Raw genomic sequence first — 26,755 nt, forward strand, 5'->3', positions numbered from 1 at the left:
TAGAGGAAATGTTGTTTGATTTTTCTCTTGATACGTATAAACCTTCAGTCATGCATACAGGTTTATTGTGCAATGAAGCCCTTCAGACAATTGGAGAAATAAAGCGTGGCAACATAAGGCAACCAAATATTAATCATGTCGCAACTGAACTTTGCAACTGCTACGAAAGCGATACTGTTGCAAAAGCACTTATAATTCTTCCCCCAACATCCTTTACTCCAACCTTGAAAAATACAAAAAGTTCATTACAAGAAATTCAAACAGTTTTAGAACTACTTTCAGTTCAATTATCTTTGAAAAATTACAGAATTAAAAACGAAGAACTTTTAAGGCAAGAAATTCTTGGCGGCCAATCAATATCAGAAATAAGGAGACTCGCTAGGAATTATGTTACTACACTTATTGCTATAGGTTTTAATCAAAAATACCTGCACGATAAATGCTTAGATTTTTTCTATTACGGGTCAAATCGAATAGCAGGGGTTGATGCAATTAACGATTTTTTTGATCTATTCACAAAGGAAAATCATAAATACAAAGTTTTTTTTCGCGTTAAGAAAATTTTCGAAAATGCATCAACAGCCTTTTCACCAATTGGGCTAACAGTAACAAGTACCACTCCGGAAGAAATAGACTTAAATAAATACCCTGAATTTAAACCAAAAAAAGGTGAAACTGTTTATGCCATCGTAAATGATGTTGAAGCAAAAGACGAATACAGTGCGCGCACAAAGGCAGAGAGCATACTGAAGCTTTCATCAACACTTTTGACTATTTATCACCATAAAGAAATTCCAGAATGGCAACAGGAATGTATTGTTTTCAACCTAGATCAAAACAATATGAAAAAAAATTCAAAAACCTATTAATGCTATGCATAAATGCAAAGATCTTATGCAAGCAACAGCTAGCAAGAAATTAAATTTATTTTTGAGCGAATTTTCTTTAAAAACAGATTCATTCCTTAAATTTATTCGTAGCGCACAACTTCATGCTATGGCACTTGGGAGCAATTCATCTGAAAATCAAATACTGAATTTATGGATATCCCTTGAATCATTAATACCATCAGAGGCTAAAAGTGATTCTACTGCCAACATTGAACATATTGTAAACTCCCTTATCCCATTTTTGAGTATTGGTTATTTTGATCGCCTTATCAATAATCTTGTAAAAGATTTATTAAGGTGGAATTCTGTTGCAACAAAACAAGCGTTTCGAAATATTAGCGGTACAAAATTTACAGACAAGCTGCTTAAATTACTAATATTGCCTGAGAATGCAACACATCTGGAAAAGCTAGAATCGAGCTTTGGTGAATTTCATCTCTTGAGAGATCGCATTGAATACTTTAAGAATATATTGTCTTGTCCTAAAAATGTTTTAAATGCTTTAGATATTCACAGAATACGTCTCGAATGGCAAATCAGAAGAATATATAGAACAAGAAATATCATTGTACATAGTGGGAAAACACCTTCTTACACAAATAGCCTGATTCAACATACTCACGACTACCTTGATACTGTCCTTTCACTATTGGTTAAGCTTGCTACAAAACCAAAAGTCATAGACTCTGTAAGTCAGGGCTTTAAATATTTAGACTTGCAATATACATTTTACTATAAATCATTAAGCAAGAAAGATCTAAGCTTCAATGAATCAAATATTTCAGAACTAATATTCACAAAAATTTAAAGTTATTAAAATTCAAAAAAACCCCTAACCATATAATGAAGCGGATGGAATATAGTTGTGTTGTTCACGAATAACACAGTGGGTAGATTCATATTGCAAGTGCACCATCTGAAGCCTCATCAAGAACTTCTTGGGGTGTCCGGTAGCCAAGGCACTTTCTCGGGCGGTTGTTGATCTTCTGTATCACTTTGGCCAACGCTTTTTCTGATACGCGCTTAAAGTTCATCCCTTTTGGGAAGTAGAAGCGCAGCAAGCCATTGATGTTTTCATTCGCTCCACGCTGCCAGGCGGAATAGGCGTCGGCAAAGAAAACCTTGAGGCCAGTCCCGGCTTCCAGGTCTTTGAATCGTGAGAACTCTTTACCGTTGTCCAGGGTCAGCGTATGGCAAATCCCTTGCGGCAGTGACTGATAAGCCGGAATCGCTGATGCATTGAAGGTCTCGGCTTTTCGGTCCGGCAATAAAGACGCCATGAGATAGCGGCTTTTGCGTTCAATATGGGTGGCAATAGCGCCTGAACCTCGTCGGCCAAGGACCAGATCTGCTTCCCAGTCACCATAGCGACCTCGTTCGGCAACAACCTCAGGCCGCGTTTCAATGCCGACCCTGCCGGGGATGAATCTGCGACCGGCACCGTAGCGTTTCTGCCGTCTGCGGCACTTATGCCGTCTTCGCAAATGGCGATGCAGGTTGCCACCCTGCTCGGCGTCGAGAAACACCCAGCGGTAAATGGTTTCATGACTGATCCGCATGCGTTCGTCATGAGGGAACTCTGAACGCAGGCGTTGAGCGATGACTTCTGGCGGCCAGTCTTCCCTGAGTTTGGTATCGATGTACTGAACCAGTGGGGGATGACTCTGACGCCGGTAACTTCGCGCTCTATGCCGATTTATTTCAACTTGTCGCTCGATAAAGTAGTACCAGTAAACTCCGCCTGGGTAGGTTGGACCATTACGCTTGAGTTCACGACTGATGGTCGTGTGGTGTCGTCCCAGGCGACGAGCAATCTCTCGCAAACTGAACTTCGCCACCTTTAAATGGCTGATGACATACCGATCTCTTGGAGTAAGATGTGTGTAGGGCATGATGGATTCCTTTCTGGTGTATTGGTTGCTCGCACTTCCAACATTACCAGAAACCCCATCATGTCCTGCTTTTTAGCCCGTGTTACGGGTGGTGCACTTACGAATAGAATCTACCGTGGTACACGCAAGTTAGCGTCGCCACCGCTTATCACTACCGTTGAGGCTGTAGAAAAACCCTGAAATTTGTTAGAATGCGGACAGTTTTTGGGATGAAATTCTGGAGGGAAAACATGCCTCGCTTTACCGAACACAACCAGGGACAAGGGGCCTTCGTGACGGTTCATTTCGACCGCCAACTGGTTCCCGGCACCTTCGAACACACCCTCAATTATCTGGTTGATCAGAAACTCGACCTGAGCATCTTCCATGAAAACCGAGTTCCGGGGACACCACACTTAATTGATAAATGAATTTGTTGGAGGGGGGGATGGCACGCATTTCCAGAATCGTAGCACCCGGTTTGCCACATCATGTGACGCAACGCGGCAACCGTCGGCAAACTACATTTTTTACCGATAACGACTATCGCTCCTATCTTGATCTGCTTGCCGAGTGGTGCGCTGTTCACGATGTTTTGGTCTGGTCGTATTGTTTGATGCCAAACCATGTGCATTTGATCGTTGTACCCCAAGCCGAAGATGGTCTTAGGTTGGCTATCGGGGAAACCCATCGACGCTATTCACGAATGATAAATTTTCGCATGGGCTGGCGTGGCCACTTGTGGCAAGGGCGATTCGCTTCTTGTGCCATGGATGAAAATTATCTGTTGGCTGCGGCAAGATATGTTGAACGTAATCCGGTTGTCGCCGGGCTTACGAATTCGCCGGGCGATTACCCATGGAGTAGTGCAGGGCATTATCTGGGGAGAAGAAGTGATCCGCTGATTCAGAAGTCTCCACTTGGGGATTTGGTTGAAGATTGGTCTACGTTTTTAACCCTAGAGGTAGAGGCGGAAAACAGAGCAGCTATAGGCCGAGGGGAACGATCAGGTCGCCCCCTTGGTTCAACGAAATTCATCGCTGGTCTGGAAGGGGACCTCGGACGGGAGCTGCAAAGACAAAAGCCCGGTCCCAAACCCAAGGGGATTAAGTGAGGTGTCCCCGGAATTCCCGGAATTCCGGATTTTTTACCTGCCGAATAGTGACCAATGATAGTCCGCTGGTACTTAAAGTTCGCGTCGCCGCCGCTTATCTAATACAGTTAGATCTCACAACAAAAAAGAGGAAGGAATTAACATGGCGTTGATAAACTGTCATGAATGCGGAAGAGAAGTATCCGATAGTGCTTCCTTATGCCCGGGGTGTGGGGCACCAATTCCAACATCTCAGCTAAAAAAGAGCGATAGAGTTCCATATAGTGATCAAGAAGTGGCGATTATGTTGAGCAAAAAGAAAAAAACGAGCCATATCCTTCACTTGATTCTGTCTGTAATAACCGGCGGCCTCTGGATCATTATTTGGGTTTTGGTGGCAATTAGTAACTCTTCGGATAATTCGAAAATTGAATCCCAAATTAAAAAGGGCAAAAAAGTAAAATGAGTTCCAACCCGAAAGTACCACCCAGGGAGTCCCCGGAATTACCGGTATTACTTCGGCGCGCGCCCATTTATCCATTGAACTCAAACAGCTCAGCCCATAGTATCAGGGTGGTTCCTTCGCTGCTAAGCTGACAGGCGCCACGGGCTGGTTACTTCTTGTTTGCGGGATCACGATGTACTGCGATTTTTTTGGTCTCAAGGAGAACCCTTTTTCCATCGCACCCGATCCGCGCTATCTCTACATGAGCGAGCGCCACCGGGAGGCCCTGGCCCATCTGCTCTACGGCCTGCAGAGTGACGGGGGGTTCGTCCTGCTGACCGGTGAGGTCGGGACCGGCAAGACCACGGTCTGCCGCTGCCTGCTGCAACAGATCCCGGCAAACGTTGAGGTGGCCTTTGTTCTTAATCCGAAACTGACCGCACTCGAGCTGCTCGCGACCCTCTGCGATGAGCTCAGAATTGATTATCCATCAGGGACAACCAGCATCAAACTACTGGTCGATCGGGTCAACCAGTCCCTGCTGGCCACCCACGCCGCCCACCGCAAGACAGTGCTAATCCTCGACGAGGCGCAAAACCTTGCGCCAGAGGTGCTGGAACAGATCCGGCTGTTGACTAACCTTGAAACCGACCGGCACAAGTTGTTGCAGATCATCATGCTCGGGCAGCCGGAACTGCTGGAGATGCTGGCCCGTCCGGACCTGCGCCAACTCGCGCAACGGATTACCGCACGCTATCATCTGGAACCACTCTCACTATCGGAAGTCAGCGCCTACATCAAACATCGCCTGGCGGTGGCGGGGGTAGAGCATCAGCTCTTCGCCAGCAGCATCCGCCAGATTTTCCACCTCAGCCATGGCATTCCGCGCCTGATCAACATGCTCTGCGACCGAGCCCTGCTCGGGGCCTACGTACAGGAGCAGGAGGCCGTCGACCCGCGGACCCTGCATAAGGCGGCCCAGGAGTTGTTCGGCAGCGGCAAGCCTGGGGCAAAAAAACGGGATCGCTATGGCCGGTGGCTGCTGGTAACACTACTGCTGCTACTCGGCGGTGGCGGAGCCCTGGGGCTGCACTTCTATCCCCTGCGAGTCGCGCAGCAACCTCGCACACCAGCGACGCAAACCCTGCCGCTTCCGCCCGCCGCAACTGCTGCACCCCGTGCCATGGACAGCCTGACCTGGCCCGCTGATTTGCCACAGGAGCAGAGCAAGCGCCTGGCGTATCAGGCGCTGTTTGCGCGCTGGGGGCTTGAATACAACCCGACTGCGCACGAGCTGGCCTGCCAGTTTGCCGAGCAACAGGGGTTAAAGTGCCTGTTCAAAAGAGGGAATCTGGGCAGCCTGATCAAACTCAACCGACCCGCCGTGCTCACCCTGCACGATCCCCGCGGCCAGAGTTATTACGCCACCTTAATCACGCTCAACGAAGAGACCGCCAGCTTCCGCCTCGGGACAGAAACCAGAAGGGTGATGCGGCGCCAGATTGAAGACGCCTGGGAGGGCGAATACGCCCTGCTGTGGCGTGCTCCGGCCTCTATGCCAAAGCTCTTGCATCCCGGCGACCAGACCCCGTCGGTTATCTGGCTTGACCAAACCCTGGCCCGCATCCTGAACAGACCGCCACAGGTCGAAAACCGGCCGCGCCTCGCCGGGGCGCTACTCAAAGAACTGCGCCAATTTCAATCCTCCAGGGGTCTCAGCCCCGATGGCGTAGTGGGAGCACAGACCCTGATTCAGCTCAACAGCCTGAGCGACAAAAGTATTCCGACACTGAACGCCGAGGGGCCCGAATAGCCGATGTCTTTTATTCTTGATGCACTCAAAAAATCAGAGCGCTCCCGCGCGGCCGGGAGCGTCCCCGACTTACAGACAGTCCATAATCCGACCCCAAGCTCAAATCTGAGGGAACGGCGGCAACCTTGGAAATTCTGGCTACTGCTGGCTCTGCTGGCCGTTCTGTTACTCAATGCCGGGCTGCTGCTCTGGGGGCCCAAGCCGCTGCAGACCGAAATCAGTGTTACATCCGCCGAGCCCCCAGCCACGGACAACGACCAACCCACAGCGCCAACCCCACTGACCCAACCTGCACTGCGCGACGTCCCCGCGGCGATGCCGCAAGCACAAACGGACCCGGTCGCCCCGCATAAGCCCAGGCGACAGGCTAGCCCACAGGTTCTGACGGTAGCGCGAGTGCCTGAAAAAGCCACATCCACCACCCCGCGATTGGAACACGCGCCTGCTGCATCTGCCGCACCTGCAGCCTCATCAGCGCCAGCGACGCTGACTCCGCCCGCAGGCAACTCCTTACCACCGAGCGAGTTGCCCGCCGCAATCCGCAGCGAGCTCCCGCTGATAACCATATCGCTTCACTATTACAGCGGCGATCCCCGGGAGCGCATGGCCCGCATCAACAATAAGATTCTGCGTGAAGGGGAACAACTCCAGGACGGGCTGGTCCTTGAAGAGATTATTCCGTCCGGGCTCATCTTTTCTTACCGGGGCTATCGCTTCAAAACCGACCGTCACGGCTCGCTGCGCGATCTGCTCGATGCAGACACCGCCGACCCGATACGGTAATACTATTGGCCAGGAGTTCCGAGGAGATACAGGGAAACCTCCATTTTCCCGTTGACTTTACTTATCATGGATGTCTCCGGAATTTCCATTGCCGTACGGTGGTTGGGTTACCCCGGAGTCGCTATCAGTCGCCACCTGGGTATCGGCCCGCCCGCGGTCAGCCGCGCCGCTGAGCGTGGCGCGACGATTCTGGCGGCCAATGTGGAGTTAAAGAAAGAGCTTGAACGGACGATAAAGCAATAAAGCAACAACGTCCCTTTTGTACATACGTCCCTTTTATACATATGCTGCAAACATTTTGGTGTGATATCTTGAAGGATCAAATTAACTGACAAGAGTAAATCCATTTCCCGAGCAAAAAAAGTGTAAGGATAATTAAAAAAATTGAAAACTCTAAAACACTTACTTGATAGCAATTTTGTCTGGGCTGAATCAATCAAGAAAAATGACCCTACGTTTTTCACTCGGCTATCAAAACAACACTCCCCGGAGTATTTGTGGATTGGTTGCTCAGATAGCCGAGTTCCTGCCAACCAGATTACCAATCTGCAGCCTGGAGAGGTATTTGTTCATCGTAATATTGCCAATGTTGTCGTACATACAGATCTGAATTGCCTTTCTGTAATTCAGTTCGCGGTTGAGGTCCTTGAAGTAAAGCATATTATAGTTTGTGGTCACTATGGATGCGGGGGAATCAAGGCGGCACTGGAAAACCAAGAGCATGGTCTTATCGATAACTGGCTACGTCATGTCAAAGATGTCATTCGCTTCAATGAAGCAAAATTTGATGGGCTTACACATAATAAACAGCTAGATTTACTTTGTGAGTTAAATGTAAAAGAGCAAGTCAAAAACATATCCAACACCACTATTGTCAAGAATGCATGGAAACAAGGGAAAGAGCTCTCTGTCCACGGTTGGATTTACAGTCTTAAAAATGGAATTTTAAAAGATTTAGATACCTGCTTTTCATCAGCAGATTCATAAATCTGCAGATAACAAATCGCTGCACCGGTGTTCAAAGTTAAGGGGGTGCGCTTGAGTCAATTGCCAGGCGTTCGCGTCATAATTGGTGAGGGATCCTTCGACCTTCACCAGTTCAAGTTCGTCAATAAAAATCAGTGATACTTCCCGTATCTCTCCCCAAAAAAAGCCTTCTTACCTAATCTGGCGAACCAAAGCCGACAGTGTTAATCTTAAAGTTCTGTCGTCCTCACGGCGGGCCATGAGGCCCCTTGTCTAAACCGCCAAACCGCACCAGGAGGTCATATTATGGAACAGATCCTGATCTATGGTGACAGCCTCACCTGGGGGATCATCCCCAACACCAGAAATCGGCTGGCCTTCGATAAACGCTGGCCGGGCGTATTGGAAAATTCCCTCAAGGCACAGGGGAGAAATCTCAGGGTCATAGAAAATTGTCTCAACGGACGCCGCACCACCTGGTCGGACCCGTTCAAGGACGGACGCGATGGCTCCCAGGGGCTGGCTCAGCTGATGGAAATCTGCTCGCCGCTCAAGCTGGTTATTTTGATGCTCGGGACCAACGATTTTCAGTCCAGCCACCAGAACACTGCCTGGATGTCGGCTCAGGGCACCGCCAAACTGGTGCAGGTTATCCGCCAGGCGCCGATCGAGCCGGGCATGCCGCTGCCGGAGATATTGATCGTGGCGCCACCGGTAATCCTGGCCCCGCGAGGCGTGATCGCCAATAAATTTACCGGCGCCGAAACGCGGAGTATCGGTCTGGCAGATGAGCTGGAAAAAATTGCCCAGCAGCAATCCACCCTGTTTTTCGATGCCGGAAGGGTCACTGAGGCCAGCCTCATCGACGGGATTCACCTGGATGAAGATCAACACCGCACCCTGGGTGAAGCCATCGCAGGTTTTGTTGCGGGAAAGAGCATCATATGACCGCGGTTCACCGCTGGTTAAAGCCCAACTGTCAGAGCCTAACCTGGACCTGAAGGTTGGATAAATTGAGGGTCGGCAGTTAGTAGCGGATTTCGTGGCAAAACAGATCACTGTCAGCGCCATTTGAGGAGAGAATCAATGGTCTCAAAAGAAGAGATGAATCAGTTTTTCCGCGCGGAATTCCCGCAAACGAAATGCACCGTCGAAGCGCTGGGCGAGATGTCGGCGAGGGTCAGACATAAGGTCGGGTTCGAGGAACTGCGCCCCGGCGGGACCGTCTCCGGCCCGGTGCTGATGACGACGGCCGATGTCGCGCTCTACGCCGCGATTCTGGGCAAGATCGGGCTGGTAGCGCTGACGGTCACCACCAGCCTGACGATCAACTTTCTCAGAAAGCCTGCGGCGGACAGGGACATCATCGGGGAATGTCAACTTTTGAAGGTCGGCAGATCTCTGGCAATTGGCGAGGTCGCCTTATACTCCGAAGGAGACTCAGCGCCGGTGGCACATGCAGTCGGCACCTACTCTATCCCACCCGCCAGATCCTAAGATTCTGGAAAAGCGTTCAGCGGAAGGCTATTCGTCACTGAGCTCCCCTCGCGCGCAGGCCTCTCTCATCTCCGGGGGGCTGACGCCTCCCCTATGACAAGACATGGAATCTCCATATAATTCAGCGATAACCCTGTGTCATCGGGCAAATTTTGACTCAAAGGACGGCGTTTTTGAATTGACGTTAGAGTGAATTCATTATATGTTTGAGCGCTTTAATTATGCTCAATAAGCAACAGGTGAGATTTGGTTATAGATCACTCCTCGCAATTAAGATTTCTCTCGAAGGCAGGTCATATTTACTTTTTTGTTACTCAAAACTACTGGAGGTGCTCGTGAAGCTGAATATTTTTTTACGCCTGTTTACAATGCTGGCCCTGGTTACGGTGTTCGGATTAACCCCGCAGGCCGAAGCCGCCAATCGTGCCGGAGCGATTACCCTGTCGCCAATGGTGGGAGCCCACATCTTTGACAAGAACGAAGGCTTCAAGAATAGCGGATTTATCGGACTCAACCTCGGGTACAACTTCACCAAAAATTGGGGAGCCGAGCTGGTGGGGACCTCGTCGAGGGTAGCTAAGGACGCCGTCGGAGCGGATGATTTCACCTATTTCACCGGCCGAATTGACCTGCTCTACCATTTCCGCCCGGATGAGCGGCTGGTCCCCTATCTTGCAGCGGGCATCGGTGGAGCCCTTTTAAAACATAATATGCCGGGGGATACCTACAACCAGGATCTTCTGGCCGACTTCGGCGGCGGCATCAAGTATTTTTTAACTGACAGGCTGGCCCTGCGTTTTGATGCACGAAATGTGATTCGCCATGAGATTTCATTCGACCCGATAACCCACGGTAACAATTACAACAACTTCATGTTTTCAAGTGGACTCACCTTCCAGCTGGGAGGCAAGGTCGCGGCCCCAGCCCCGGCCCTTGCCGGACCCGTGGACAGTGATCATGACGGCGTGATCGATTCCCTGGACCGTTGTCCCGGAACCTCCCCCCAGGAAGCTGTCGATGCTGATGGCTGCCCCCTCGACAGTGATTCCGACGGGGTCACCAATGCCTTTGATAAGTGCCCGGACACCCCGGCAGGAGCCAAAGTTGATGCCAACGGCTGCGTACCGGTCCCCGAAGTCGTTGTTATTCATGATACCGATGCAGATGGGGTTGTTGACTCAGAGGACCACTGCCCTGCCACCCCCGCGGGCGTCAAGGTCGATAAACTGGGGTGCACGGCCGACAGTGATCATGATGGAATCTTCGACGACAGCGATGTCTGTCCAGGGACCGCGGCGGGAATCAAGGTTGATGCACAGGGTTGCCCGGCCGACAGCGATCAGGATGGCGTATTGGACAGCTTCGACAACTGCCCTGGTACCGCAGCCGGCAAGAAAGTCGATGCCAAGGGTTGTGAGGTCATCTATGCGGCAATGGTAAAATTAAATCTCGAAATCACCTTTGCCAGCAATAGCTCGGTAATCACTCCCGAGTTCAAACCTCAGCTGCAGAAGGCGGCCGACTTCATCAAGTCCCATCCGGACAAAAATATCCTGATTGAAGGCTATACCGACAACACCGGTTCGGCAGCCATGAATAAACAGCTTTCCCAAAAACGTGCCGACACCGTCCGCTGGGTTTTGTCTCGCGATTATGGCGTCGACCTGGCCATCCTGACGGCCAAAGGATTTGGCAAGGATAATCCGATCGCCGATAACAGCACCCCTGAGGGCCGCAAGGCCAATCGACGGGTTGTGATCAGGCTGGCCGAATAAGCCCTCGTCTTCGTTGTCGCCTGTTACTGAGAGTAGCAGGCGACAACGAAACATGGGCTCAGCTTAAAATATCCAGGCACCTCAACTACCGGCCGGAGGCCTGCTCTTCTTCCGGCGTTAATTCTCTGAGCAGTCCCGCGGCACAAGCCTCATCCAGATACTTCACAACCTGTGGCCATAGCGCCGGAGCGCCCTCTTTGATCGGCAGCATGCGTGCAACAACCCGCGCGCGATCGATGTTATGGATGCGCCAGGTGCCCCCGCGGGTGTTGAAATTCTGCAGCAGCACCTGAAAGCGGTCGAGGGCGTTAGCAAAGCGCGCCTCGTTCGTCTCACCCGCCTCGAACTCGTCCCACAGACTGCGGAATTCAACACCCTGGTCGGGCGGCAGCAGACCAAAGACCTGCTCAGCGGCACGGCGTTCACGCGCGAGCTTGTCTTTATTCCCCTCAACATCGAAGCAGAAGGTATCACCCGCCTCGATCTCGATCACATCATGCAGCAGGAGCATCTTCAACACCCGCGACTGGTCGGTTGGCGAGGGCGCATATTCGGCCAGCACCATTGCCATACTGGCGATATGCCAGGAATGCTCGGCAGTGTTCTCGCGACGGGACTCATCCATGACCAGATTCTGACGCAGCACCAGCTTGAGCCGGTCAAGACATTCAATAAAGGCAATCTGTTGTTTCATGCGATCCATAGTGAAGACGTCTCCGGAAGAGGTTTATGCGAACGGTGACAGAATAGTGCTATTCTGACTGCCGGTACAGAGTTACACTATCGTGGCTCGCCATCAACGTTAAAAAATTTGACCTGTTTCTTCTCTTTTCCCGAACCAGTTGATGAACGTCTGCTGGGTTTAACTACGACTCGGTTCCCATGAATATTCAATCCCCCGGGCGCGGCCCCAGGTTTTCCAGTCAAGCCGTCGGCTGGTCTGCCGTTTTTGGTTCGGCCTTCTGTTTCTATCTCGCCACCCTGATCATCCGCTGGGCCAAGCCTCATGTGACGATCGAATCGGCCTATTTTGTCTTTGCCCGCCTGCTGCTCGGGTTCATCGTTGTTTCTGTGGTGCTGATCCTGCAAAAGAAGAGTTTGCACCCAAAAAACTACCACTATCTGATCGGTCGAGCCCTGGCCAATACCCTGGCGGTATTCTGTTTTTACAAGGCCGTGGAATCTGGGTCGGTGGCCGAAGCGAATATCCTCAATATGACCTATCCGCTGTTTGTCGCGATCTTCTCGTGGATATTTCTGCGCGGGCAACGTGACCGATTGTCTTTAGTGATCGTGGCGGTGGCCTTTGCCGGGGTCTGGCTGGTCCTCTCCCCGGGAGAGATTCAGCTTGGCTGGGGAAAGCTCTGGGGCCTCAGTTCGGGGATCACCGCGGCGGTCGCGGTGATCTACCTGAACATCAGCCGGCGCTGCCACGATTCACAGACCATCCTGTTTTTCATGTTCGGCCTGGGTACGCTTTTGATGCTGGTATTTTTTCATGACGCTATCTTCATGCCGAATCCCGAGGAGCTGTTTTTTCTGCTGAGCTGCTCAATCGCCGGGGTCCTCGGGCAGTATCTGATCACCTACGGCTTTTTATACGTCACCGCAGTGGAAGGGTCTATCATCTCTTCCAGCAGGATCTTGCTGGCGGCCCTGCTCGGGCCCATACTGGTCGCTGACCCGCACCTTGCGCTTGCCGGCTGGTGTGGGGCGCTGCTCATTTTTGCGGCCAACGCGACCCTGGCATTACGGAGAGCGTGAGCAAAATGAACAGAATTACGCTAATGACCATATCGTTCATTATTTGCAGAATGTTTACTGCGGGTAACGATTAAAGGTAGCGTTTTATACGAACCAAAATATGAGGTCGACATCCTCCCTCGGGACAGGAGTGTCTTGCTGAGACCTTGAGGGTTGGTGCAGAAAGTAGAGAAGCTGGAGCCTGTCCTGGCGAGTCAGGGCTAGGTTTAAGGAGTTCCCCTTGAAAGCGACACGCCATTTTTACCTGCTTCCACGGACCCTACAGATGAAAATGGTCCTGCTGGTGACAGGTCTGATGCTCTTTGTCATTCTTCTGACCGGCAGTATGTTCAGCAATTTTCTCAGCGGAGTCATCGAGGAAGAGATCGGCCAGAAGGCCTTGATGGTCTCCGAGAGTGTCGCCTCGATGCCGGAACTCCAGGAGGCCCTGGTCAGGAAGGATCCCCTGGGTAAGATTCAAATCCTGGCCGAAGAAATTCGCGCCAAAACTGGCGCAGAGTTCATCGTCGTTGGCGATCGTAGTGGACACCGGTATTCACATCCCGATCCTGAAAAACTGGGCAAACTGATGGTCGGTGGCGACAACTGGCCCGCTCTGCAGCAAGGGAAAGCCTATATTTCCAAGGCTGTTGGCACCCTTGGTCCCTCGATCCGCGGGAAAGCCCCGATCATCACCCGTACAGGGGAGGTCATCGGTGTCGTCTCTGTCGGCTATCTTCTGGCGGATGTTAACAGCATCATTCGCAGGGCCCAGTTCAAGGTTGCGCCCTTTCTGCCTCTGGCTCTGCTGTTTGGCATTGCCGGGGCGGTCTGGATATCCAGCACTTTCAAGAAAGCAATTTTTGGCCTGGAGCCGCAGGAGATCGCCGGCATCCTGCTGGAGCGAAACGCGATCCTCGAATCGATCCGCTCAGGAATCGTGGCCACCGACAACCAACTCAATATTACGCTGGTCAACCACGCCGCACTCAAAACCCTCGACCGGGCAGGTCCGGAGGAACTTCTCGGCCGGCCGCTTGAAGGGATTTTCCCGCTGGTCCCGGTTGCAACGGTGCTGGCCTCGGGCGAACGACAATTCGACCGCGAGTATCTGGTCAACGACACCCTGATGGTCTTCAACCTGATCCCGGTCATCCAGAATCAGCAGATTACCGGGCTTTTGGCCACCTTCCGCCGCAAGGATGAAATTGATATCCTGACCCGCAAACTCTCTTCGGCCAAACAGTACGCCGATATCTTACGCGCTCAGACCCACGAATATTCCAATAAACTGCATACCATCGCCGGCCTTATCCAGCTTGAATCCTACGATGAGGCCCTCGACCTGATCGTGCAGCAGGACAACCAATTCAAGGAATTCGTCAGCCTGGTAACGCGCATCTCGAACAATCCGGTCGTCTCGGCGCTGGTGCTCGGCAAACTCAGCTACGCCCATGAAATGCAGATTGATTTTATCCTCGACCCGGACAGCAGCCTGACCGCGCTCTCGGAGGAGTTCGCCAGCGAAAAGCTCGTGACGATTATCGGCAATCTGCTCGATAATGCCTTTGAGGCCGCGCGCGAAGGGGGGAAGATGGGGGGCTGGGTCCGGCTGCTGTTGAGCGACCGTGACAAGCAATTGACGATCAGGGTCGAAGATTCCGGCCGCGGGGTTCCGGACGAACTGGCCGAGCGCTTGTTTCAGCGCGGCGTGTCGGGCAAGGGCCAGTCCGGCCGGGGCGTCGGCCTGTATCTGGTTGCAAAGTGCCTGGAGGAGCTGCGAGGCGAGATTCGTCTGAGCCGAGGCCGGAGTGGCGGCGCGATTTTTACCGCCTCCATTCCACTGACCACAAGGGATTAAGCATGGATATGATACAGGTTCTGATTGTCGAGGATGATGTGAAGATTGCTGAAATTCACCGCCGCTTCACCGAGAAGGTGGAAGGGTTCGAAGTCGTAGGGGTGGCAAACAGCATCGATGAAGCGCGCGACCTGGTTGAGGTGTTGCAACCGGCGCTGGTGCTGCTCGACATCTACTTTCCCAATGAAAGCGGCATCGACCTTTTATGGGAGATTCGCGCCAAATACCGTAATACCGACCTGATCCTGATCACAGCGGCCAAAGAGATGGAGCCGCTGCAGGAGGCGATCCGCGGCGGGGCCTTTGATTATATCATCAAGCCGGCGCTCTTCAGCCGTTTCCAGGACACCCTGCAGCGTTTTCGTCAGGCCCGTCTCCGCCTGGCGGCGCAAGGTTCCGTCGCGCAGCAGGACGTCGATCAACTGCTCAATCCGCGTTCGGTCGCTCCACTCGACCGGCCGCAGCTGCCAAAGGGGATCGATGCCATCACCCTTGATAAGGTCAAAAAGGTCTTCTCGGCACCACCAGCCAACGGGTGGAGCGCTGACGAGGTCGGACGACAGGTCGGCATGAGTCGCTCCTCGGCGCGGCGCTATCTCGAATACCTGGTCGATGTCGACTGGCTGAGTGCTGATCTGCTCTACGGTACGGTCGGCCGGCCGGAACGCAAGTATTTTCGTTTATAAGCCCCGCAATTTCGCCAATACCAGCCTGCCGAGCAGCGGAACGACCAGAAACAAGGTGAATATTCGCACGGTATGTAGAAACGCCACGACTGAAGCCTGGTGTCCTTCGGCCTGCGCCAGCAGACTCATTCCAGACATCCCTCCGGGAGAAAACCCAAACAGTGCTGTAGCAAAATCGATTAAACCAAAGACCTGCGCCAGCCAGACCATAACAACTGCGATCATTAGCAACGCCAGGGTACTGAGGATCGCCAGTGGCAAGAGCTTCACCCCGAGGGGCAGAAACGATCGATCGAAACCCATTCCAAGCGAAACTCCGAGCATAATCTGCACCGCCGTGGACATGCTTCCTGGGATCACGAACTGTCCGGGGATGAGGATAGCGGTCAAGCCGGAGGCAAGCATTGAACCGACCACTGGGCCGCCAGGGCAGCCGACCCTTTTAGCGAGCAACCCACCGACCACACCCACCACAAGTATTAGCGCAACCCGGCCCATAGCTTCTCTGCATAATAAATAAATCGCTGGCGCACTCTTGCCCCCGATTTGCAACGCAAATCGGGGGCAAGAAGGAAAACCTGAATCTTGGGACCTAATCTTCGATATGTGGTTCCGGCTCGACAGATCCTTTAATCCGGAAGAATTTACCAAGGAAAAAAGGCAGGACCAAACCACCGATAGCCATAATCCACAGTCCGATACAGAGTGGGCTATCGACTAATGTCCACCAGTTGCCATTGCTGATGTTTAGGGCGCGCCGCAAGTTATCCTCCATCAACTGCCCGAGGAGCAGTCCCAGGATAATCGGCACCAGCGGTACTTCCAGCTTGCGTAAGAACCAGCCCCCGACGCCGAAGGCGATCATCACGAACAGATCAAAGGCGCTATGGCTGATGGAGTAAATCCCGATAAGACCGACGATCGCGACGATCGGCATCAGCACATAGGAGGGGACCATAAGAAGTTTGGCGAACAAGCCAATCATCGGCAGGTTGAGTACCAGCAGCAAAAGGTTACTGATAAACAGAGCCGCAATCAGCCCCCAGACGACATCCGGGTGGTTCTGGAAAAGCAGCGGGCCCGGAGTGATATTCATCGACATCAGCATCGCCAGCAGGACTGCGGTGGTTCCGCTGCCGGGCACCCCGAGGGTCAGCATCGGCACCAGCGCACCGCCAGCGGCGGCGTTGTTACCGGCCTCGGGTGCGGCCACGCCGCGCGGGTCGCCCTTGCCGAAGGTCCCTTTGTGATCAAACAGCCGTTTTTCAATGGTGTAGGAGATAAAACTGCCAAGTGATGCCCCGGCCCCCGGAAGCACCCCGGCAATAAAACCGATGAAACTGCTGCGCACAGTGGTGCCGGTCAGTCCGAACATCTCTTTCCACTTAATTTTGAACTTGTTGACCGTGACCTTGGTGACCTTTCCGGCGTGACTGTCCTCGACAAAGAAGAGGATCTCGCTGATGGCGAACATCCCAACGATGGCGACCAGGAAGTTGACCCCTTCAAACAGTTTCATCTGCCCTAGGGTATAGCGGGCTTCGCCGGTCGACGGGTCGAGGCCGATTGTCGCGATCATGAGTCCCAAAGCGGCCGCCAGCAGCGACTTGAACTGATTTTTGCTGCTGATCCCGCCGATGGTCGTGAAGGCCAGGACGAAGAGCACAAAATATTCGGCTGGCCCGAAGAACAGCGCGAATTTTGCCAGGATCGGCGCAAACAGCAGCAGCCCGAAGGTCGCCAGCAGGCCACCGACGAAAGATGAGACCGCTGAGATTGCCAGCGCCTCACCGGCTTTCCCCTGCTGGGCCATGGGGTAGCCGTCAAGCGTCGTCATCAAGGCCGGTTCATCACCGGGGATATTCAGCAGGATACTCGAAATCCGCCCGCCGTACATGGCCCCGTAGTAAACGCTGGTCAGCATGATCAGCGCCGAAGATGGTGGCAGGCGCAGACTGAAGGCCAAGGGGATGAGGATCGCCACCCCGTTGGCGGGGCCGAGCCCGGGCAGGGCGCCCATGATGGTGCCGAGGAGACACCCGAGCAGCGCCAGCCCCAGATTCATCGGGGTCAGGGCCACATCGAAGCCCTGCATCAAAAAACCAAAAGTTTCCATCAAAATCTCCCGAGCAGCCCGGCAGGCAGTGGTAGTTCAAGGACAATATCGAAGAGTCCGTAAACCACCAGCGAAACGCCGATTCCGGTCAATATGGCCGTCCTCAGACTGGCGCCGAGGCGCCAGCCAAGCATAGTCACGGTCAGCAGGGTAGCAATCAGAAAGCCGAGCCACTCCAGCAGACTGGCGTAGGCCAGCAGCACCAGGATAACCAGCCCCAGCTGCAGCAGGCGCGGCAGGTCAGGCCAGTGCGCTGTGGGGTCAGGCCGCAGCAGCAGATACAGGGCGGTCACCGCAAGCACCGCGCCCAGTAAATAGGGGAAGGTCTGTGGGCCCAGGGGATCGGCCATGAACCCGGGGTCGAAACCCCGGGCTGTCCAGCTATAGTCTGCGGCCAGCAACAGCAGCAGTACCCCAAAAATCCGGTCGCTCATTTTATAATCCCGAGTTCCTTGGATAAATCACGAATATCGGCTACCTGTTGAGCAACAAAGGCATCGAAATCAGCGCCCTTCTTGAAGAACGGCATCAAACCGTTATTGGTCATGATCTCCTGCCATTCGGCAGACTTGTAGAGGGTAGCCATTGAATCTGCCCAGTAATTGTATGCATCGTCGGAGATATCTTTAGGCACATAGAAGCCGCGCCAGTTGGGGCACACCGCATTGACGCCCTGTTCGACAGCAGTGGGAATGTTACTCATCGCACCTGGCAGACGTTCTTCTGAGAGAACCGCCAGAATGCGGATGTCGCCAGACTCAAGGTGCCCCTGAACTTCGCTGACGTCACCGGTGTAAGCCTGGATGTGTCCACCAAGAACCTGGGTAATGGCTTCGCCACCACCCTGAAAGGCGATGTATTTCACTTTAGTCAGGTTTTTAACCCCGGCCGCCTTGGCGGCAATCAGGACCTTGAAATGATCCCAACCCCCGACGGCGCTGCCGCCACCGATGGCGACCTGGGACGGATCAGTCTTAAGAGCGGTCATGAAATCGCCCAGGTTTTTAAAGGGTGAATCCTTGCCAACCGCGATGATCCCGTAATCGGCGCCCAGTGCCGCAACCCACTTCACCATGTCTTTATTCATGCCCGGGAACTTGTCTTGCGCTAGACGGGTAGTCGTTGAGGTACTGGCCGCAACCATCAGGCTGGCGTCGTCGCCACGCTTGCTGATGACATAACCGTAGGCCACGCCACCGCCGGCACCGGCCATGTTTGTTACCTTAACCGGTCCCGGAACCAAATTCAGATCGTAGAGCGCCTTGCCGACTTGCCGACAGGTAAAATCCCACCCGCCGCCAGGATTGGCCGGGGCAATACACTCGGTGTTGCCTGGCTCGAAAGCCAAAGCCTGTGTCGTGATGCCGACCATGACGATCAGCATCACGGCCATAATCTTAAATGTTTTCATGGTGAATTCTCCTTAGCTGGGGTTTATTGGTTTGGAATAAACCGACGTTTGGGCCATCCTAAAGTCCGCTATAAAACCTTGTAAACATTGGGTAAATACTGAGTTTTAAAGAATTAATGCGCATTTCGGGCATATTGTTCACGGCCCGACTGACAGTTCTCAAACCTCCAGATTCAAAAAACAACACCAGTGGATATTCAGGAAAAAACTGAGTGCTCAAGTCTCCTCCATGCCCCGGACTCTTCCCCCCTCATCAAACTCAAAAAAATCAGCGCTGCCTCTGACGTAAATGATCAAAATCTCCAGAAATCTCAAAAAAAACTTTAATTACCTAATATTTACAAAGACTTAACCCATCAGTACTGTCCCCGTAGAACAATGGTTTGTTCCTCGATAAATCCAAATCCATTTTGATGAGATCGATCCTGGCGGTCGACTGTTTAAAAAACCAAAACGGACAGAATTGCGGACCGGTCGTTACTTCCACCTTGTTTAACCCTCGAGTGTTTCCTCCTTACAAAGAACTCGTAAGGGTGGAAGCTGACCGGTCCGCCCCCCTGTAACGATCAATGGCCTGTCCTTCGACAGATAAAGGCCTATTCAAAGAAAGGAGGTAACCCCGCCAGAGTCCGCTACCCGATCAGCTTCCTCGGCAGATTTCACTGCGCCATTTGGGGGATCTCAAGCGGGAGGGATGACAGCTAAGCGGAGGGCAGGCATTCGACGACGGCAGAAATTAAATCAACCGCAGCATTAATGGCTCATCAGACAGGAGAAACTATGAAACAGTTAAAAATGTTTGTCACCCTGGCCACGATTCTGGCCCTGGCCAGTCCGGCATTCGCCGAGATGAAATTAAATGGCTACTACCGGATGACCGGCGTGTATCAGGACATCAAGAGTAAATCGAACGATCCGGAGGCGGAAAGTCTCGTCGATCAACGCATCCGTATGAAGCTCTCCGACAAGCTCAACGAAAACGTGACCTTCGTTTATTATGGGGAGGTTGATACGGTTTGGGGAGAGCAGTCAAAAGGGAAGGTCGGTGGCGGTGGTCAACTCGGCACCGATGGTGTAAATATCGAGACCAAAAATGCCTATGTCGACCTCAAGGTCCCGGAATCTGATTGGGCATTGCGGGTTGGTTTGCAGGGGATCAACGACAACCTTTCCGGCATGGTGATTGATGAGGACGCTGCAGGTGTAGTGGTCAAAGGGAAACTCGCCGGTAACAATGTGGGTCTGATATATTCGAAATTCGACGAAAAAGTCCGCACCGAAAATGATGACACGGATTTTTACGGCGCCCAAATTAATCGCAATTTCGGTGAACAGTTCAATCTTGGTGGCGAAGCCTATCTTTTTGACGACAATTTAACGAAGAAAAAAATCTATTACTATGGCGCAACCGCTGATTACAAGTTAAAGGATTACGACATTAACGGCTTTCTGGTGATGCAAAACGGTTCTACCGACACAACCAATGTCGACAGTCAGGCCTTTGCCGCGAGCATCAAGGGTTCGATGACCCTGCCCAAAGGGAACCTCGGCCTGCGCTTTATCTACGTCAGTCCTGATGATAGCGCCACCGACGATAATGCCTGGCAATCAAGCATTGGCGAATGGGAATTTGCCGGCGAGAACCTGATGATCTTCCTCCCCGACAAGTTGATCAACAACTCCGGCTACCCCCGCTACGCAATGGTCGATGGCGCGATGGCCGGCTTCGGCATGACCGGCCTGGTCGCCAGCGCCAATTTGAATGATCTGCCGTTGGGTCTGTACAGCAAACTCGGTCTGGGTGCCTTTATGGCCGCTGATGATCGCCGCAACGGCAGCAAGGCCTCCCACGTGGCTGGTGACCTGGTGACCGCGAGCAGCGATACGCGTGCTGGCAGCATGATGGGTTATGAAATCGCGGCCCGTGTCGGCAAAGTCATCGCCGAAAAGTTCGATATCAGCCTGCGCGGCGCTTATGCGAGCTACGGCGATTTTTATGACGACACCGTTGACGCCAATGGCACCGTCACAAACCCCGACAATGTTTACAAAATCGCAATGATGGTCAACGTTAACTTTTAATACTCGATTTCCCGGTTCGGACACCTGTTCCGGATCGGGAAATTTAAACACCGCGTACTTATTTTTTCAGATAGCGCACCTTACGGGATGCGCTATTTTTCTAATCAACCGGAGAGTGAAGCCCGTGGGAAAAAAATCAGGAATCCCAAGCACCACCACCGTGACCTTTCGGGTCACCCGCGATGAAAAAGACGCCATCAAAGCGCTGGCCAGACGTCATCAGATCAGTGTCTCTAAATACCTGCACGACAACGTCTACACAATTCTGGAAGCTGAGCTGCTGGCTTTTCTTATCGGGCATGATTGAAACTGAGGAAGAAACCAAAGATTTGCAGAGTCGTGACCAGCCTGGGTCCCTTCGGCAGCCGCAGTTGTGGCAGATCAGTTATCATCACCGACGCGCCCCGACTCTCTCTCCGATTCCTCCCGCAACGCCTGACGTGAGGCGCGATCCACCAGGGTAAAGAGTCGATCCACTGGGGTTTTCAGCTTCGCGGTCAGATGCCCCCGTAGTTGGACAAACTCACAGTCGAGCTGGTCGGTCAGTCGATAAAATTCCTGATAGAGGAGAGCGTTGTTGAGCGGCCGATTGTTGCTGGAGCGATAGCCGTTCTGCTCCAGCCGTTCACGCCTTCCGGCCAAACCGATAATCGTCTGTGAATCGGTGTGGACCCGTACCCGGCAGCCCGAGGCCGGCATCTCCCCTAGCGCCCAGATAAGCGTCTGCAATTCCAGTCGGCTCGAAGAGGTCTGGGTAAAGCGCCGCAATTTTACCTGCAGGCGCAGCTCCGCCAGCGGCAGGTCGGGATCAGTCACCATGAGATAAGCCCCATAACCTGTTTTCGATTGCGGGTTCATGCTGCCATCGATCAGCAGCATCAGCTCGGACGGCATCAACTTTTACTCTGCGTGACGTCCGGCGCAAGCGCTGGCTTCGCCAGGGATTCGACATTTTTGCGATAGGAGCCGATGTAGATCGCCCCCAGGATCAAGGTGATGCCGACAACCTCGGTTCCGTTGGTCGGCCTGGCGAAAAAAATCACGTCCCACACACAGGCGAGGGCCGGCTGCAGCAGCAGCACCAGCCCGGCGGTGGTGGCAGGCAGAAACTTAATGGCCGATGAGATCAGGGTCCAACCGAGAGTAGTGCTCACCACACCGACCCCCAGCAAGGCCAAAAGAGAACTGACATCGGGAATAACGAACGAAGCGCCGCCCACACTGGTGACAAGCCCGAGCAGAACCGTACTGATCAGCGAGACCACCAGCATGGCTGCTACGCCACTGACGCTGCTGCTGTTCAGTGCACCTTTCAGCAGCAAAATATAACCAGAATAGAAGACCGCCGTAGCGAGCCCCAGCAGGATCCCCAGTCTGGTCCCCTCACCCAGGACGTTCCAGTCGACCCCCGTGATCAGCAGTAATCCGATGAGCGCAATCACAACCGCCAGCATAAATAACCGGGTTATCTTCTGTTTGAGAAAGAGACAGGCAAACAGGGCGGTGAAAAACACCTGGAAATTGGCCAACAGGGTGGCGAGCCCAGGCCCGACCAGATGGATACTCCGGTGCCAGCACATGAAGTCGATGGACAGAAAAAGGCCCCCACCCGCGAGCAGCAGGAGGGTATTGCGCACGGAGGTCAGCTTTCCACCCTGCAGGCGCAGCAAAACCAGTAGGGATAAGCTCGCAAACAACATGCGATAAAAGCCGGCGGGGTCAGGGGGAACATCGGCCAATTTAATGAACACCGGTGAAAAACTGATACAGACCGAACCGGCCAGCAGACGAAGCAACAGGTGCGGCGGGGCCACAGAGGGGGAATGGTTCATGATGTGAGATGTCCCGTTTTTATGTCCAGATAGGCTTAAAGATCTCTTTTGTACCAGTCTCGGAGCAACCTCCGCAAGGCGGAAGCACGTGCTGGCTCAAGCGACAAACGGCTGGCAAGGACAGGGGTTCCCATTACCACTCTCTGCTCAGGGCGAGATACAAATCTTCGACCTTCTTTCTGGCCCAGGGGGTCTTACGCAGAAACTTGAGGCTGGAGCTTATGGAGGGATCACAGGTGAAACACTTGATCGTAATCTCTTCACCCAGATCTTCCCAACCGTAATACTCAACCAGATGGTTAAGGATCTGTTCGAGAGTGACGCCATGCAGAGGGTTGTGAGGTTGTTCTGCGCTCATGGTTTATCCTTGTTCAAAGTAAAAAGGTAAAAGACGCGAATCACGACCTGTGCCCTTCAGCCGCAGCGACCTGACACCAGATAACGCGCAGCGTACCAGAGGAGCATGATCAGGGCAATCAGCGGCAGGGCCGGAAGAAACAGGCCGGTCACCTGCGCCAGCACAAGGGCGCTGAACAATGCCATGACAGAGACGGGCAGATACCGCCCGAGCTGCCCACGTCGGGCCCGGGTTTCGCCTGAGGCGCCCAGCAGGTTGTCGTTGATGCCGTGACGGTGCGCGACCAGGGCGAAGAAGACCACCATAATCCAGTCTGAGATACCGAAGACCGGTCTCAGCGCCACCGAACCGGGGAAGGCCAGCTTGATCAGCAGCATGTCGATGAGCGGCTGCGGGCCTTCGGGCACCAGATAATAGTGCCGAATCTGCTGAGTGAAGCTGGCGGTCGGCCCGATAGCCCAGCTCAAAAAATCAGCCAGAGTCATCATGATACAGATCGGAACAATCTCCCATAACCGCCGAATATATCTGGCCAGCGCCGCCCCGATCAGGGTCGCGATCAGCAGCAGCAGCCCCGACCTGATGACGGCGAGCAGTGGCGGCCAGCCTGCGGGGAGGCTCACCTGATTCATCAGCCAGATCGTCAGCACCAGAGTCGCCCCCCAGAAGAGATAAAACCCGCGCGAACGGACTTCGGCTTCCAGGAGCAGCGCCGGCAGCAGCAGCTGAGCCGCGCCGAAAAGTTGCAGAGCGATCGCCCCGGCGGACAGCCAGGGCGTCCCTTCGATCAGCCCACCCAGCGCCCAGAGACTGAGAAGCGCACAACTCCACAGCAGATGGCTGGCGATCAGCAACAGGATCAGGCGCCGGTTTGTTTGACTGAAGCGGGTGAAGGGATGCAGATTCATCCTTCGATTATGCCTGACTGATCCCTGAAGTCGAGAGCATATTCCGTAGTGTCTCGGTTATAATAATCCTTGGAGCGCGACAGGAGGCATCTGTGTTAGTATTCGCGCTCCCCGCTCCTGAACCATTCGTCTCGAGGTCATGGTGAAGAATAAGCTGATTCGTCTTGCAGAACTCGTCCAGGAAGACTTTTCCGAGAACCTGGTGGCCGCCTTCAAGTCCGCCGAAAAGACCTCCCTCGCTCAGCGCCTGGCCATCACCGGCCTGGCGATCACCAGCCATCAGAAACATTCCGAAAGCCTCTGGCTAAAGGCGGGTAAAAAGCGCACCCCCCAGGAACGAAAAGCCGCCGCGCGCGCTGAGCTCGCAGCCTTTATCTTCGCCTACCTCACCGGAGATGCCCGGGAATATGCCGAGAGCGCCATCGCCGCACTGCGCGCCCTCGGGCGGCAGAGTGAAGACGAGCTGGTGAAAAGCCTGTGCAGGCGCAGAACGCCATGAGACGGGAACCGACCACCGAAACGCATGAAGCGGGCATTGAAATCCCCTACGAGCGGATCAACCCCGACACCCTGCGCCGCATGATTCAGGAATTTGTGACCCGCGACGGGGCCGATTGGGCCGAACTGGGTTGCACCCTCGAAGACAAGGTCGAACAGGTGCTGCAGCAGCTCAAAAGCAGAAAGATTAAAGTGGTTTTTGATCAGACTTCGCAAACCGCGAACCTTGTCGTTCGTTAAAGAGGTTCATGCTCAATCAGCCGGCTCAACAACCGATCAGCTCGCTGCACCAGGGCTCCTGTGCTTGACAGCTCAGCCCCTTGCTCAGCCCACTCACCACACAGGCGAATATGAGTCATCCCATGTTCTGGTTCTCAGCCACAGAAGCGCGTCAGGTGCTCACGGCCCTCGACCGCGGCGATCCCCGCATCGACATTTCAGTCGACCTGAACCTCTCACGCGACAGCTTCAGCCTCTGCGGCGACGCACTGGTGCTGGACGCGCATAATCGTTTGAGCCGGTCGGAATTACTGCAGATTGCGGGGAAGGAGAACCGCATCTTTATCCTGGAGGATGGCGAACTCGAGGTGCTCGAGATCAGGGACGCGGGTTATTATAAGCTCGCCCCCACGGAGCAGGCGCCCCTGCTCGAAATCAGCGGGGTGAAGATGCATATTTCTAAAGGGATTAATCCCTTTGAGAGTGCGGGGCAGATGGCCGCCCAGGTTGTTAAGAAGGGAGCGCGGGTTCTGGATACCTGCAGCGGACTGGGTTATGCGGCTTCGGCGGCCTTGAACCTCGGAGCGCGCGAAGTGGTTTCCGTCGAACTGAGTGACGCGGTCATCGCCTTGCGGAAAAGAAACCCCTGGTCTCAGGCCCTTTTCGGGGCCAACATCAGGCTGGTGCACGCCAATATCGACAGTTACATCCGCGAGCTCGAAACCGCATCGTTCGACGCGGTCATCCACGATCCTCCGCGCTTTTCCCTGGCGGGTGAACTCTATGGCGAAGAGTTTTACCGTGAAATTTTCCGCGTCCTGAAACGCCGCGGAAGCCTGTTTCACTACACCGGCAACCCCCAGCTGCTGAAACGCGGCACCAGCTTTATCGACCACGCCGTGAAACGTCTGCGCGCCAGCGGATTCACCAAAGTGGTCAAGATCCCCGAGCTCATGGGCGTCACGGCGTATAAATAGGCATGGGGACCAGCCAACATTACTGCGGCTACATCCCCTGCAACGGCCCGTGCATCGCCAGCATCCCGATGGATGTTACGGCCAGCAAAAGCAGAAACGCAAAGCCCATCCCGGCACGCTTCGCCAGAGAGACATCATAGTAGCGGGCATGCTCGGTCTTGGACGTCCTGGACATCTTGAACGATTTGTAGATCTGGAAACTCCCCAGCAGCAGGATCAGCGCGACGATCGGTGACCAGGTCAAATAGAAGAGCAGGCCTGCGCCCAGCAGCCCCAGCAGCCAGAGTTTGGGGCTGATGACACCGATGATCCGCCCGCCATCCAGCGGGGAGATCGGCAGCAGGTTGAACAGGTTGAGCAGAAAGCCGCTTGAGGCCAGGGCAAACCAGAAGAGGTTCCCCGTCGTCAGACCAATACCGACGCAGCCGATGGCGCCCAGCGTCCCGAGCAGCGGGCCGCCGTAGGCCCCCACTGCCTCGACGAAGGCGTTCTTCGGCATCTGTTTCATGACAATCTGCGCCCCGACAAAGGGGATGAACATCGGCGCCGAGGCCGGAATCCCCATCGCGCGCAACGCCAGCACATGCCCCATCTCATGGATAAAGATCAGCGCCACAAATCCCGCAGCAAACGGCCAGCCCCAGAACATGGCATAGGCCCAGATACTGATCAGCATGGTGATGAAGGTCTTGAACTTGCCGATTTGCAGGATAAGAGCCAGATATTTCAGCTTGCTGAATAGATAGAACAGCACCAGTCCGAGCGTACCGAACTTGCGCAGCCCCCTTTTGAGCACCGGCCCAACCTCAATGGTCGGTGCAGTTCCCGGCGTCCCCTGGTCGGACTCGGGGGGTGCGGTGTCTGCAATGATTGGTTCAACCAGCCGAGTCGGGATCGTGCTCACATTTTCTTGATGGAATTTTTGCATCAG

The 26,755-nt window shown here is 53.7% G+C and carries 31 protein-coding genes; 20 read left to right on the top strand and 11 right to left on the bottom strand.

Annotated features, from left to right (window positions below; translation table 11 throughout):
- The first annotated feature begins 8 nt into the window (after positions 1 to 8).
- Positions 9 to 869 (top strand): hypothetical protein, encoded by an 861-nt coding sequence (locus tag D888_RS0115540; protein ID WP_020677493.1) that lies wholly within the window; start codon positions 9 to 11, stop codon positions 867 to 869.
- Between the two features lie 25 nt (positions 870 to 894).
- Entirely contained in the window at positions 895 to 1,698 is an 804-nt protein-coding gene (locus tag D888_RS0115545) for a hypothetical protein (protein ID WP_020677494.1), read from the top strand.
- An 88-nt stretch (positions 1,699 to 1,786) separates the two neighbouring features.
- On the opposite strand, the gene D888_RS0115550 is transcribed toward D888_RS0115545, so the two are convergent.
- A complete protein-coding gene (locus D888_RS0115550; RefSeq protein WP_020674685.1) occupies positions 1,787 to 2,782 on the bottom strand; it encodes an IS30 family transposase in 996 nt (331 codons plus the stop codon).
- A gap of 230 nt (positions 2,783 to 3,012) precedes the next feature.
- Between D888_RS0115550 and D888_RS21975 the strand changes: the two genes are divergently transcribed.
- The 10 genes from D888_RS21975 (at position 3,013) to D888_RS0115605 (ending at position 11,133) form a co-directional block, all read left to right on the top strand.
- On the top strand, positions 3,013 to 3,192 hold the full coding sequence (locus D888_RS21975) for a hypothetical protein (RefSeq protein WP_020677495.1): 180 nt from the start codon (positions 3,013 to 3,015) through the stop codon (positions 3,190 to 3,192).
- 17 nt (positions 3,193 to 3,209) lie between these two features.
- Positions 3,210 to 3,875 carry a transposase gene (locus D888_RS0115560; protein WP_020677496.1) on the top strand — a complete coding sequence of 222 codons (666 nt, stop codon included), beginning with the start codon at positions 3,210 to 3,212 and terminating at the stop codon, positions 3,873 to 3,875.
- A 142-nt stretch (positions 3,876 to 4,017) separates the two neighbouring features.
- A complete protein-coding gene (locus D888_RS24190) occupies positions 4,018 to 4,320 on the top strand; it encodes a zinc-ribbon domain-containing protein (RefSeq protein ID WP_156827033.1) in 303 nt (100 codons plus the stop codon).
- A gap of 172 nt (positions 4,321 to 4,492) precedes the next feature.
- Entirely contained in the window at positions 4,493 to 6,112 is a 1,620-nt protein-coding gene (locus tag D888_RS0115575) for an ExeA family protein (RefSeq protein ID WP_020677498.1), read from the top strand.
- Between the two features lie 3 nt (positions 6,113 to 6,115).
- Entirely contained in the window at positions 6,116 to 6,895 is a 780-nt protein-coding gene (locus tag D888_RS0115580) for a general secretion pathway protein GspB (protein ID WP_020677499.1), read from the top strand.
- Between the two features lie 51 nt (positions 6,896 to 6,946).
- Positions 6,947 to 7,138 carry a hypothetical protein gene (locus D888_RS24195; RefSeq protein WP_156827034.1) on the top strand — a complete coding sequence of 64 codons (192 nt, stop codon included), beginning with the start codon at positions 6,947 to 6,949 and terminating at the stop codon, positions 7,136 to 7,138.
- A 141-nt stretch (positions 7,139 to 7,279) separates the two neighbouring features.
- On the top strand, positions 7,280 to 7,882 hold the full coding sequence (gene can / locus D888_RS0115590) for a carbonate dehydratase (protein ID WP_020677501.1): 603 nt from the start codon (positions 7,280 to 7,282) through the stop codon (positions 7,880 to 7,882).
- Between the two features lie 285 nt (positions 7,883 to 8,167).
- The gene (locus D888_RS0115595; protein ID WP_020677502.1) at positions 8,168 to 8,809 is read left to right on the top strand and encodes an SGNH/GDSL hydrolase family protein; all 642 of its coding nucleotides are present in this window, start codon (positions 8,168 to 8,170) and stop codon (positions 8,807 to 8,809) included.
- Positions 8,810 to 8,947: 138 nt separating this feature from the next.
- Positions 8,948 to 9,358, top strand: coding sequence for a PaaI family thioesterase (locus D888_RS0115600; protein ID WP_020677503.1), 411 nt, complete (start codon positions 8,948 to 8,950; stop codon positions 9,356 to 9,358).
- Between the two features lie 335 nt (positions 9,359 to 9,693).
- Complete coding sequence (locus D888_RS0115605; protein WP_020677504.1) at positions 9,694 to 11,133, top strand: OmpA family protein; 1,440 nt, start codon at positions 9,694 to 9,696, stop codon at positions 11,131 to 11,133.
- A gap of 85 nt (positions 11,134 to 11,218) precedes the next feature.
- Here D888_RS0115605 and D888_RS0115610 read toward each other — a convergent pair whose 3' ends face one another.
- Positions 11,219 to 11,836, bottom strand: coding sequence for an HD domain-containing protein (locus tag D888_RS0115610; RefSeq protein ID WP_020677505.1), 618 nt, complete (start codon positions 11,834 to 11,836; stop codon positions 11,219 to 11,221).
- Between the two features lie 179 nt (positions 11,837 to 12,015).
- Here D888_RS0115610 and D888_RS0115615 point away from each other — a divergent pair, with 179 nt between their 5' ends.
- The 3 genes from D888_RS0115615 to D888_RS0115625 all read left to right on the top strand — a co-directional run bounded on the left by D888_RS0115615 (position 12,016) and on the right by D888_RS0115625 (position 15,423).
- Positions 12,016 to 12,897, top strand: coding sequence for a DMT family transporter (locus D888_RS0115615; RefSeq protein ID WP_020677506.1), 882 nt, complete (start codon positions 12,016 to 12,018; stop codon positions 12,895 to 12,897).
- Positions 12,898 to 13,117: 220 nt separating this feature from the next.
- Entirely contained in the window at positions 13,118 to 14,737 is a 1,620-nt protein-coding gene (locus D888_RS0115620; RefSeq protein ID WP_020677507.1) for an ATP-binding protein, read from the top strand.
- Between the two features lie 2 nt (positions 14,738 to 14,739).
- Positions 14,740 to 15,423: a response regulator gene (locus D888_RS0115625; RefSeq protein ID WP_020677508.1), complete on the top strand. Its 684-nt coding sequence runs from the start codon at positions 14,740 to 14,742 to the stop codon at positions 15,421 to 15,423.
- On the opposite strand, the gene D888_RS0115630 is transcribed toward D888_RS0115625, so the two are convergent.
- Genes D888_RS0115630 through D888_RS0115645 form a run of 4 tightly spaced genes read right to left on the bottom strand, consistent with a single transcriptional unit; the run spans position 15,418 to position 18,950 of the window.
- Positions 15,418 to 16,098 carry an AbrB family transcriptional regulator gene (locus D888_RS0115630; RefSeq protein WP_281169667.1) on the bottom strand — a complete coding sequence of 227 codons (681 nt, stop codon included), beginning with the start codon at positions 16,096 to 16,098 and terminating at the stop codon, positions 15,418 to 15,420. The two genes, D888_RS0115625 and D888_RS0115630, sit on opposite strands and share 6 nt — an antisense overlap.
- Entirely contained in the window at positions 16,016 to 17,539 is a 1,524-nt protein-coding gene (locus D888_RS0115635; protein WP_020677510.1) for a tripartite tricarboxylate transporter permease, read from the bottom strand. Before D888_RS0115635 ends, D888_RS0115630 begins: the two co-directional genes overlap by 83 nt.
- Positions 17,539 to 17,973 (bottom strand): tripartite tricarboxylate transporter TctB family protein, encoded by a 435-nt coding sequence (locus tag D888_RS0115640; protein WP_020677511.1) that lies wholly within the window; start codon positions 17,971 to 17,973, stop codon positions 17,539 to 17,541. Before D888_RS0115640 ends, D888_RS0115635 begins: the two co-directional genes overlap by 1 nt.
- The gene (locus tag D888_RS0115645; RefSeq protein ID WP_020677512.1) at positions 17,970 to 18,950 is read right to left on the bottom strand and encodes a Bug family tripartite tricarboxylate transporter substrate binding protein; all 981 of its coding nucleotides are present in this window, start codon (positions 18,948 to 18,950) and stop codon (positions 17,970 to 17,972) included. Before D888_RS0115645 ends, D888_RS0115640 begins: the two co-directional genes overlap by 4 nt.
- A gap of 780 nt (positions 18,951 to 19,730) precedes the next feature.
- Here D888_RS0115645 and D888_RS0115650 point away from each other — a divergent pair.
- Both D888_RS0115650 and D888_RS0115655 read left to right on the top strand, forming a co-directional pair.
- Positions 19,731 to 21,032 carry a porin gene (locus D888_RS0115650; protein WP_020677513.1) on the top strand — a complete coding sequence of 434 codons (1,302 nt, stop codon included), beginning with the start codon at positions 19,731 to 19,733 and terminating at the stop codon, positions 21,030 to 21,032.
- Between the two features lie 124 nt (positions 21,033 to 21,156).
- Entirely contained in the window at positions 21,157 to 21,339 is a 183-nt protein-coding gene (locus D888_RS0115655; protein ID WP_020677514.1) for a plasmid mobilization protein, read from the top strand.
- A 74-nt stretch (positions 21,340 to 21,413) separates the two neighbouring features.
- On the opposite strand, the gene D888_RS0115660 is transcribed toward D888_RS0115655, so the two are convergent.
- The 4 genes from D888_RS0115660 to D888_RS0115675 all read right to left on the bottom strand — a co-directional run bounded on the left by D888_RS0115660 (position 21,414) and on the right by D888_RS0115675 (position 24,130).
- The gene (locus D888_RS0115660) at positions 21,414 to 21,926 is read right to left on the bottom strand and encodes a ribonuclease HI (protein ID WP_020677515.1); all 513 of its coding nucleotides are present in this window, start codon (positions 21,924 to 21,926) and stop codon (positions 21,414 to 21,416) included.
- Positions 21,926 to 22,864: a DMT family transporter gene (locus D888_RS0115665; protein ID WP_020677516.1), complete on the bottom strand. Its 939-nt coding sequence runs from the start codon at positions 22,862 to 22,864 to the stop codon at positions 21,926 to 21,928. Before D888_RS0115665 ends, D888_RS0115660 begins: the two co-directional genes overlap by 1 nt.
- 133 nt (positions 22,865 to 22,997) lie before the next feature.
- Positions 22,998 to 23,222, bottom strand: coding sequence for a VF530 family protein (locus D888_RS0115670; protein ID WP_020677517.1), 225 nt, complete (start codon positions 23,220 to 23,222; stop codon positions 22,998 to 23,000).
- Positions 23,223 to 23,278: 56 nt separating this feature from the next.
- Positions 23,279 to 24,130 (bottom strand): hypothetical protein, encoded by an 852-nt coding sequence (locus tag D888_RS0115675; RefSeq protein ID WP_020677518.1) that lies wholly within the window; start codon positions 24,128 to 24,130, stop codon positions 23,279 to 23,281.
- A 139-nt stretch (positions 24,131 to 24,269) separates the two neighbouring features.
- Between D888_RS0115675 and D888_RS0115680 the strand changes: the two genes are divergently transcribed.
- From D888_RS0115680 to D888_RS0115690, 3 genes are all read left to right on the top strand, one after another.
- A complete protein-coding gene (locus D888_RS0115680) occupies positions 24,270 to 24,629 on the top strand; it encodes a hypothetical protein (protein WP_020677519.1) in 360 nt (119 codons plus the stop codon).
- A complete protein-coding gene (locus D888_RS0115685; protein WP_020677520.1) occupies positions 24,626 to 24,868 on the top strand; it encodes a YheU family protein in 243 nt (80 codons plus the stop codon). The genes D888_RS0115680 and D888_RS0115685 overlap by 4 nt, the downstream gene beginning before the upstream one ends.
- 122 nt (positions 24,869 to 24,990) lie before the next feature.
- Complete coding sequence (locus tag D888_RS0115690; protein WP_020677521.1) at positions 24,991 to 25,824, top strand: class I SAM-dependent methyltransferase; 834 nt, start codon at positions 24,991 to 24,993, stop codon at positions 25,822 to 25,824.
- Positions 25,825 to 25,852: 28 nt separating this feature from the next.
- Here the strand turns inward: D888_RS0115690 and D888_RS21980 are convergent, their stop codons facing one another.
- Positions 25,853 to 26,752, bottom strand: coding sequence for a zinc metalloprotease (locus D888_RS21980; protein ID WP_020677522.1), 900 nt, complete (start codon positions 26,750 to 26,752; stop codon positions 25,853 to 25,855).
- Between the last annotated feature and the right edge of the window lie 3 nt (positions 26,753 to 26,755).

The sequence above is a fragment of the Geopsychrobacter electrodiphilus DSM 16401 genome (assembly GCF_000384395.1).
Lineage (GTDB): Bacteria > Desulfobacterota > Desulfuromonadia > Desulfuromonadales > Geopsychrobacteraceae > Geopsychrobacter > Geopsychrobacter electrodiphilus.

What these genes read in the sequence shown, in the direction of transcription:
- D888_RS0115540 (WP_020677493.1), top strand. Translation starts at nt 9, where the DNA reads ATGTTGTTTGATTTTTCTCTTGATACGTATAAACCTTCAGTCATGCAT.
- D888_RS0115545 (WP_020677494.1), top strand. Translation starts at nt 895, where the DNA reads ATGCAAGCAACAGCTAGCAAGAAATTAAATTTATTTTTGAGCGAATTT.
- D888_RS0115550 (WP_020674685.1), bottom strand. Translation starts at nt 2,782, where the DNA reads ATGCCCTACACACATCTTACTCCAAGAGATCGGTATGTCATCAGCCAT.
- D888_RS21975 (WP_020677495.1), top strand. Translation starts at nt 3,013, where the DNA reads ATGCCTCGCTTTACCGAACACAACCAGGGACAAGGGGCCTTCGTGACG.
- D888_RS0115560 (WP_020677496.1), top strand. Translation starts at nt 3,210, where the DNA reads ATGGCACGCATTTCCAGAATCGTAGCACCCGGTTTGCCACATCATGTG.
- D888_RS24190 (WP_156827033.1), top strand. Translation starts at nt 4,018, where the DNA reads ATGGCGTTGATAAACTGTCATGAATGCGGAAGAGAAGTATCCGATAGT.
- D888_RS0115575 (WP_020677498.1), top strand. Translation starts at nt 4,493, where the DNA reads ATGTACTGCGATTTTTTTGGTCTCAAGGAGAACCCTTTTTCCATCGCA.
- D888_RS0115580 (WP_020677499.1), top strand. Translation starts at nt 6,116, where the DNA reads ATGTCTTTTATTCTTGATGCACTCAAAAAATCAGAGCGCTCCCGCGCG.
- D888_RS0115595 (WP_020677502.1), top strand. Translation starts at nt 8,168, where the DNA reads ATGGAACAGATCCTGATCTATGGTGACAGCCTCACCTGGGGGATCATC.
- D888_RS0115600 (WP_020677503.1), top strand. Translation starts at nt 8,948, where the DNA reads ATGGTCTCAAAAGAAGAGATGAATCAGTTTTTCCGCGCGGAATTCCCG.
- D888_RS0115610 (WP_020677505.1), bottom strand. Translation starts at nt 11,836, where the DNA reads ATGGATCGCATGAAACAACAGATTGCCTTTATTGAATGTCTTGACCGG.
- D888_RS0115615 (WP_020677506.1), top strand. Translation starts at nt 12,016, where the DNA reads ATGAATATTCAATCCCCCGGGCGCGGCCCCAGGTTTTCCAGTCAAGCC.
- D888_RS0115625 (WP_020677508.1), top strand. Translation starts at nt 14,740, where the DNA reads ATGGATATGATACAGGTTCTGATTGTCGAGGATGATGTGAAGATTGCT.
- D888_RS0115635 (WP_020677510.1), bottom strand. Translation starts at nt 17,539, where the DNA reads ATGGAAACTTTTGGTTTTTTGATGCAGGGCTTCGATGTGGCCCTGACC.
- D888_RS0115640 (WP_020677511.1), bottom strand. Translation starts at nt 17,973, where the DNA reads ATGAGCGACCGGATTTTTGGGGTACTGCTGCTGTTGCTGGCCGCAGAC.
- D888_RS0115645 (WP_020677512.1), bottom strand. Translation starts at nt 18,950, where the DNA reads ATGAAAACATTTAAGATTATGGCCGTGATGCTGATCGTCATGGTCGGC.
- D888_RS0115650 (WP_020677513.1), top strand. Translation starts at nt 19,731, where the DNA reads ATGAAACAGTTAAAAATGTTTGTCACCCTGGCCACGATTCTGGCCCTG.
- D888_RS0115660 (WP_020677515.1), bottom strand. Translation starts at nt 21,926, where the DNA reads ATGCCGTCCGAGCTGATGCTGCTGATCGATGGCAGCATGAACCCGCAA.
- D888_RS0115665 (WP_020677516.1), bottom strand. Translation starts at nt 22,864, where the DNA reads ATGAACCATTCCCCCTCTGTGGCCCCGCCGCACCTGTTGCTTCGTCTG.
- D888_RS0115670 (WP_020677517.1), bottom strand. Translation starts at nt 23,222, where the DNA reads ATGAGCGCAGAACAACCTCACAACCCTCTGCATGGCGTCACTCTCGAA.
- D888_RS0115675 (WP_020677518.1), bottom strand. Translation starts at nt 24,130, where the DNA reads ATGAATCTGCATCCCTTCACCCGCTTCAGTCAAACAAACCGGCGCCTG.
- D888_RS0115680 (WP_020677519.1), top strand. Translation starts at nt 24,270, where the DNA reads ATGGTGAAGAATAAGCTGATTCGTCTTGCAGAACTCGTCCAGGAAGAC.
- D888_RS0115685 (WP_020677520.1), top strand. Translation starts at nt 24,626, where the DNA reads ATGAGACGGGAACCGACCACCGAAACGCATGAAGCGGGCATTGAAATC.
- D888_RS0115690 (WP_020677521.1), top strand. Translation starts at nt 24,991, where the DNA reads ATGTTCTGGTTCTCAGCCACAGAAGCGCGTCAGGTGCTCACGGCCCTC.
- D888_RS21980 (WP_020677522.1), bottom strand. Translation starts at nt 26,752, where the DNA reads ATGCAAAAATTCCATCAAGAAAATGTGAGCACGATCCCGACTCGGCTG.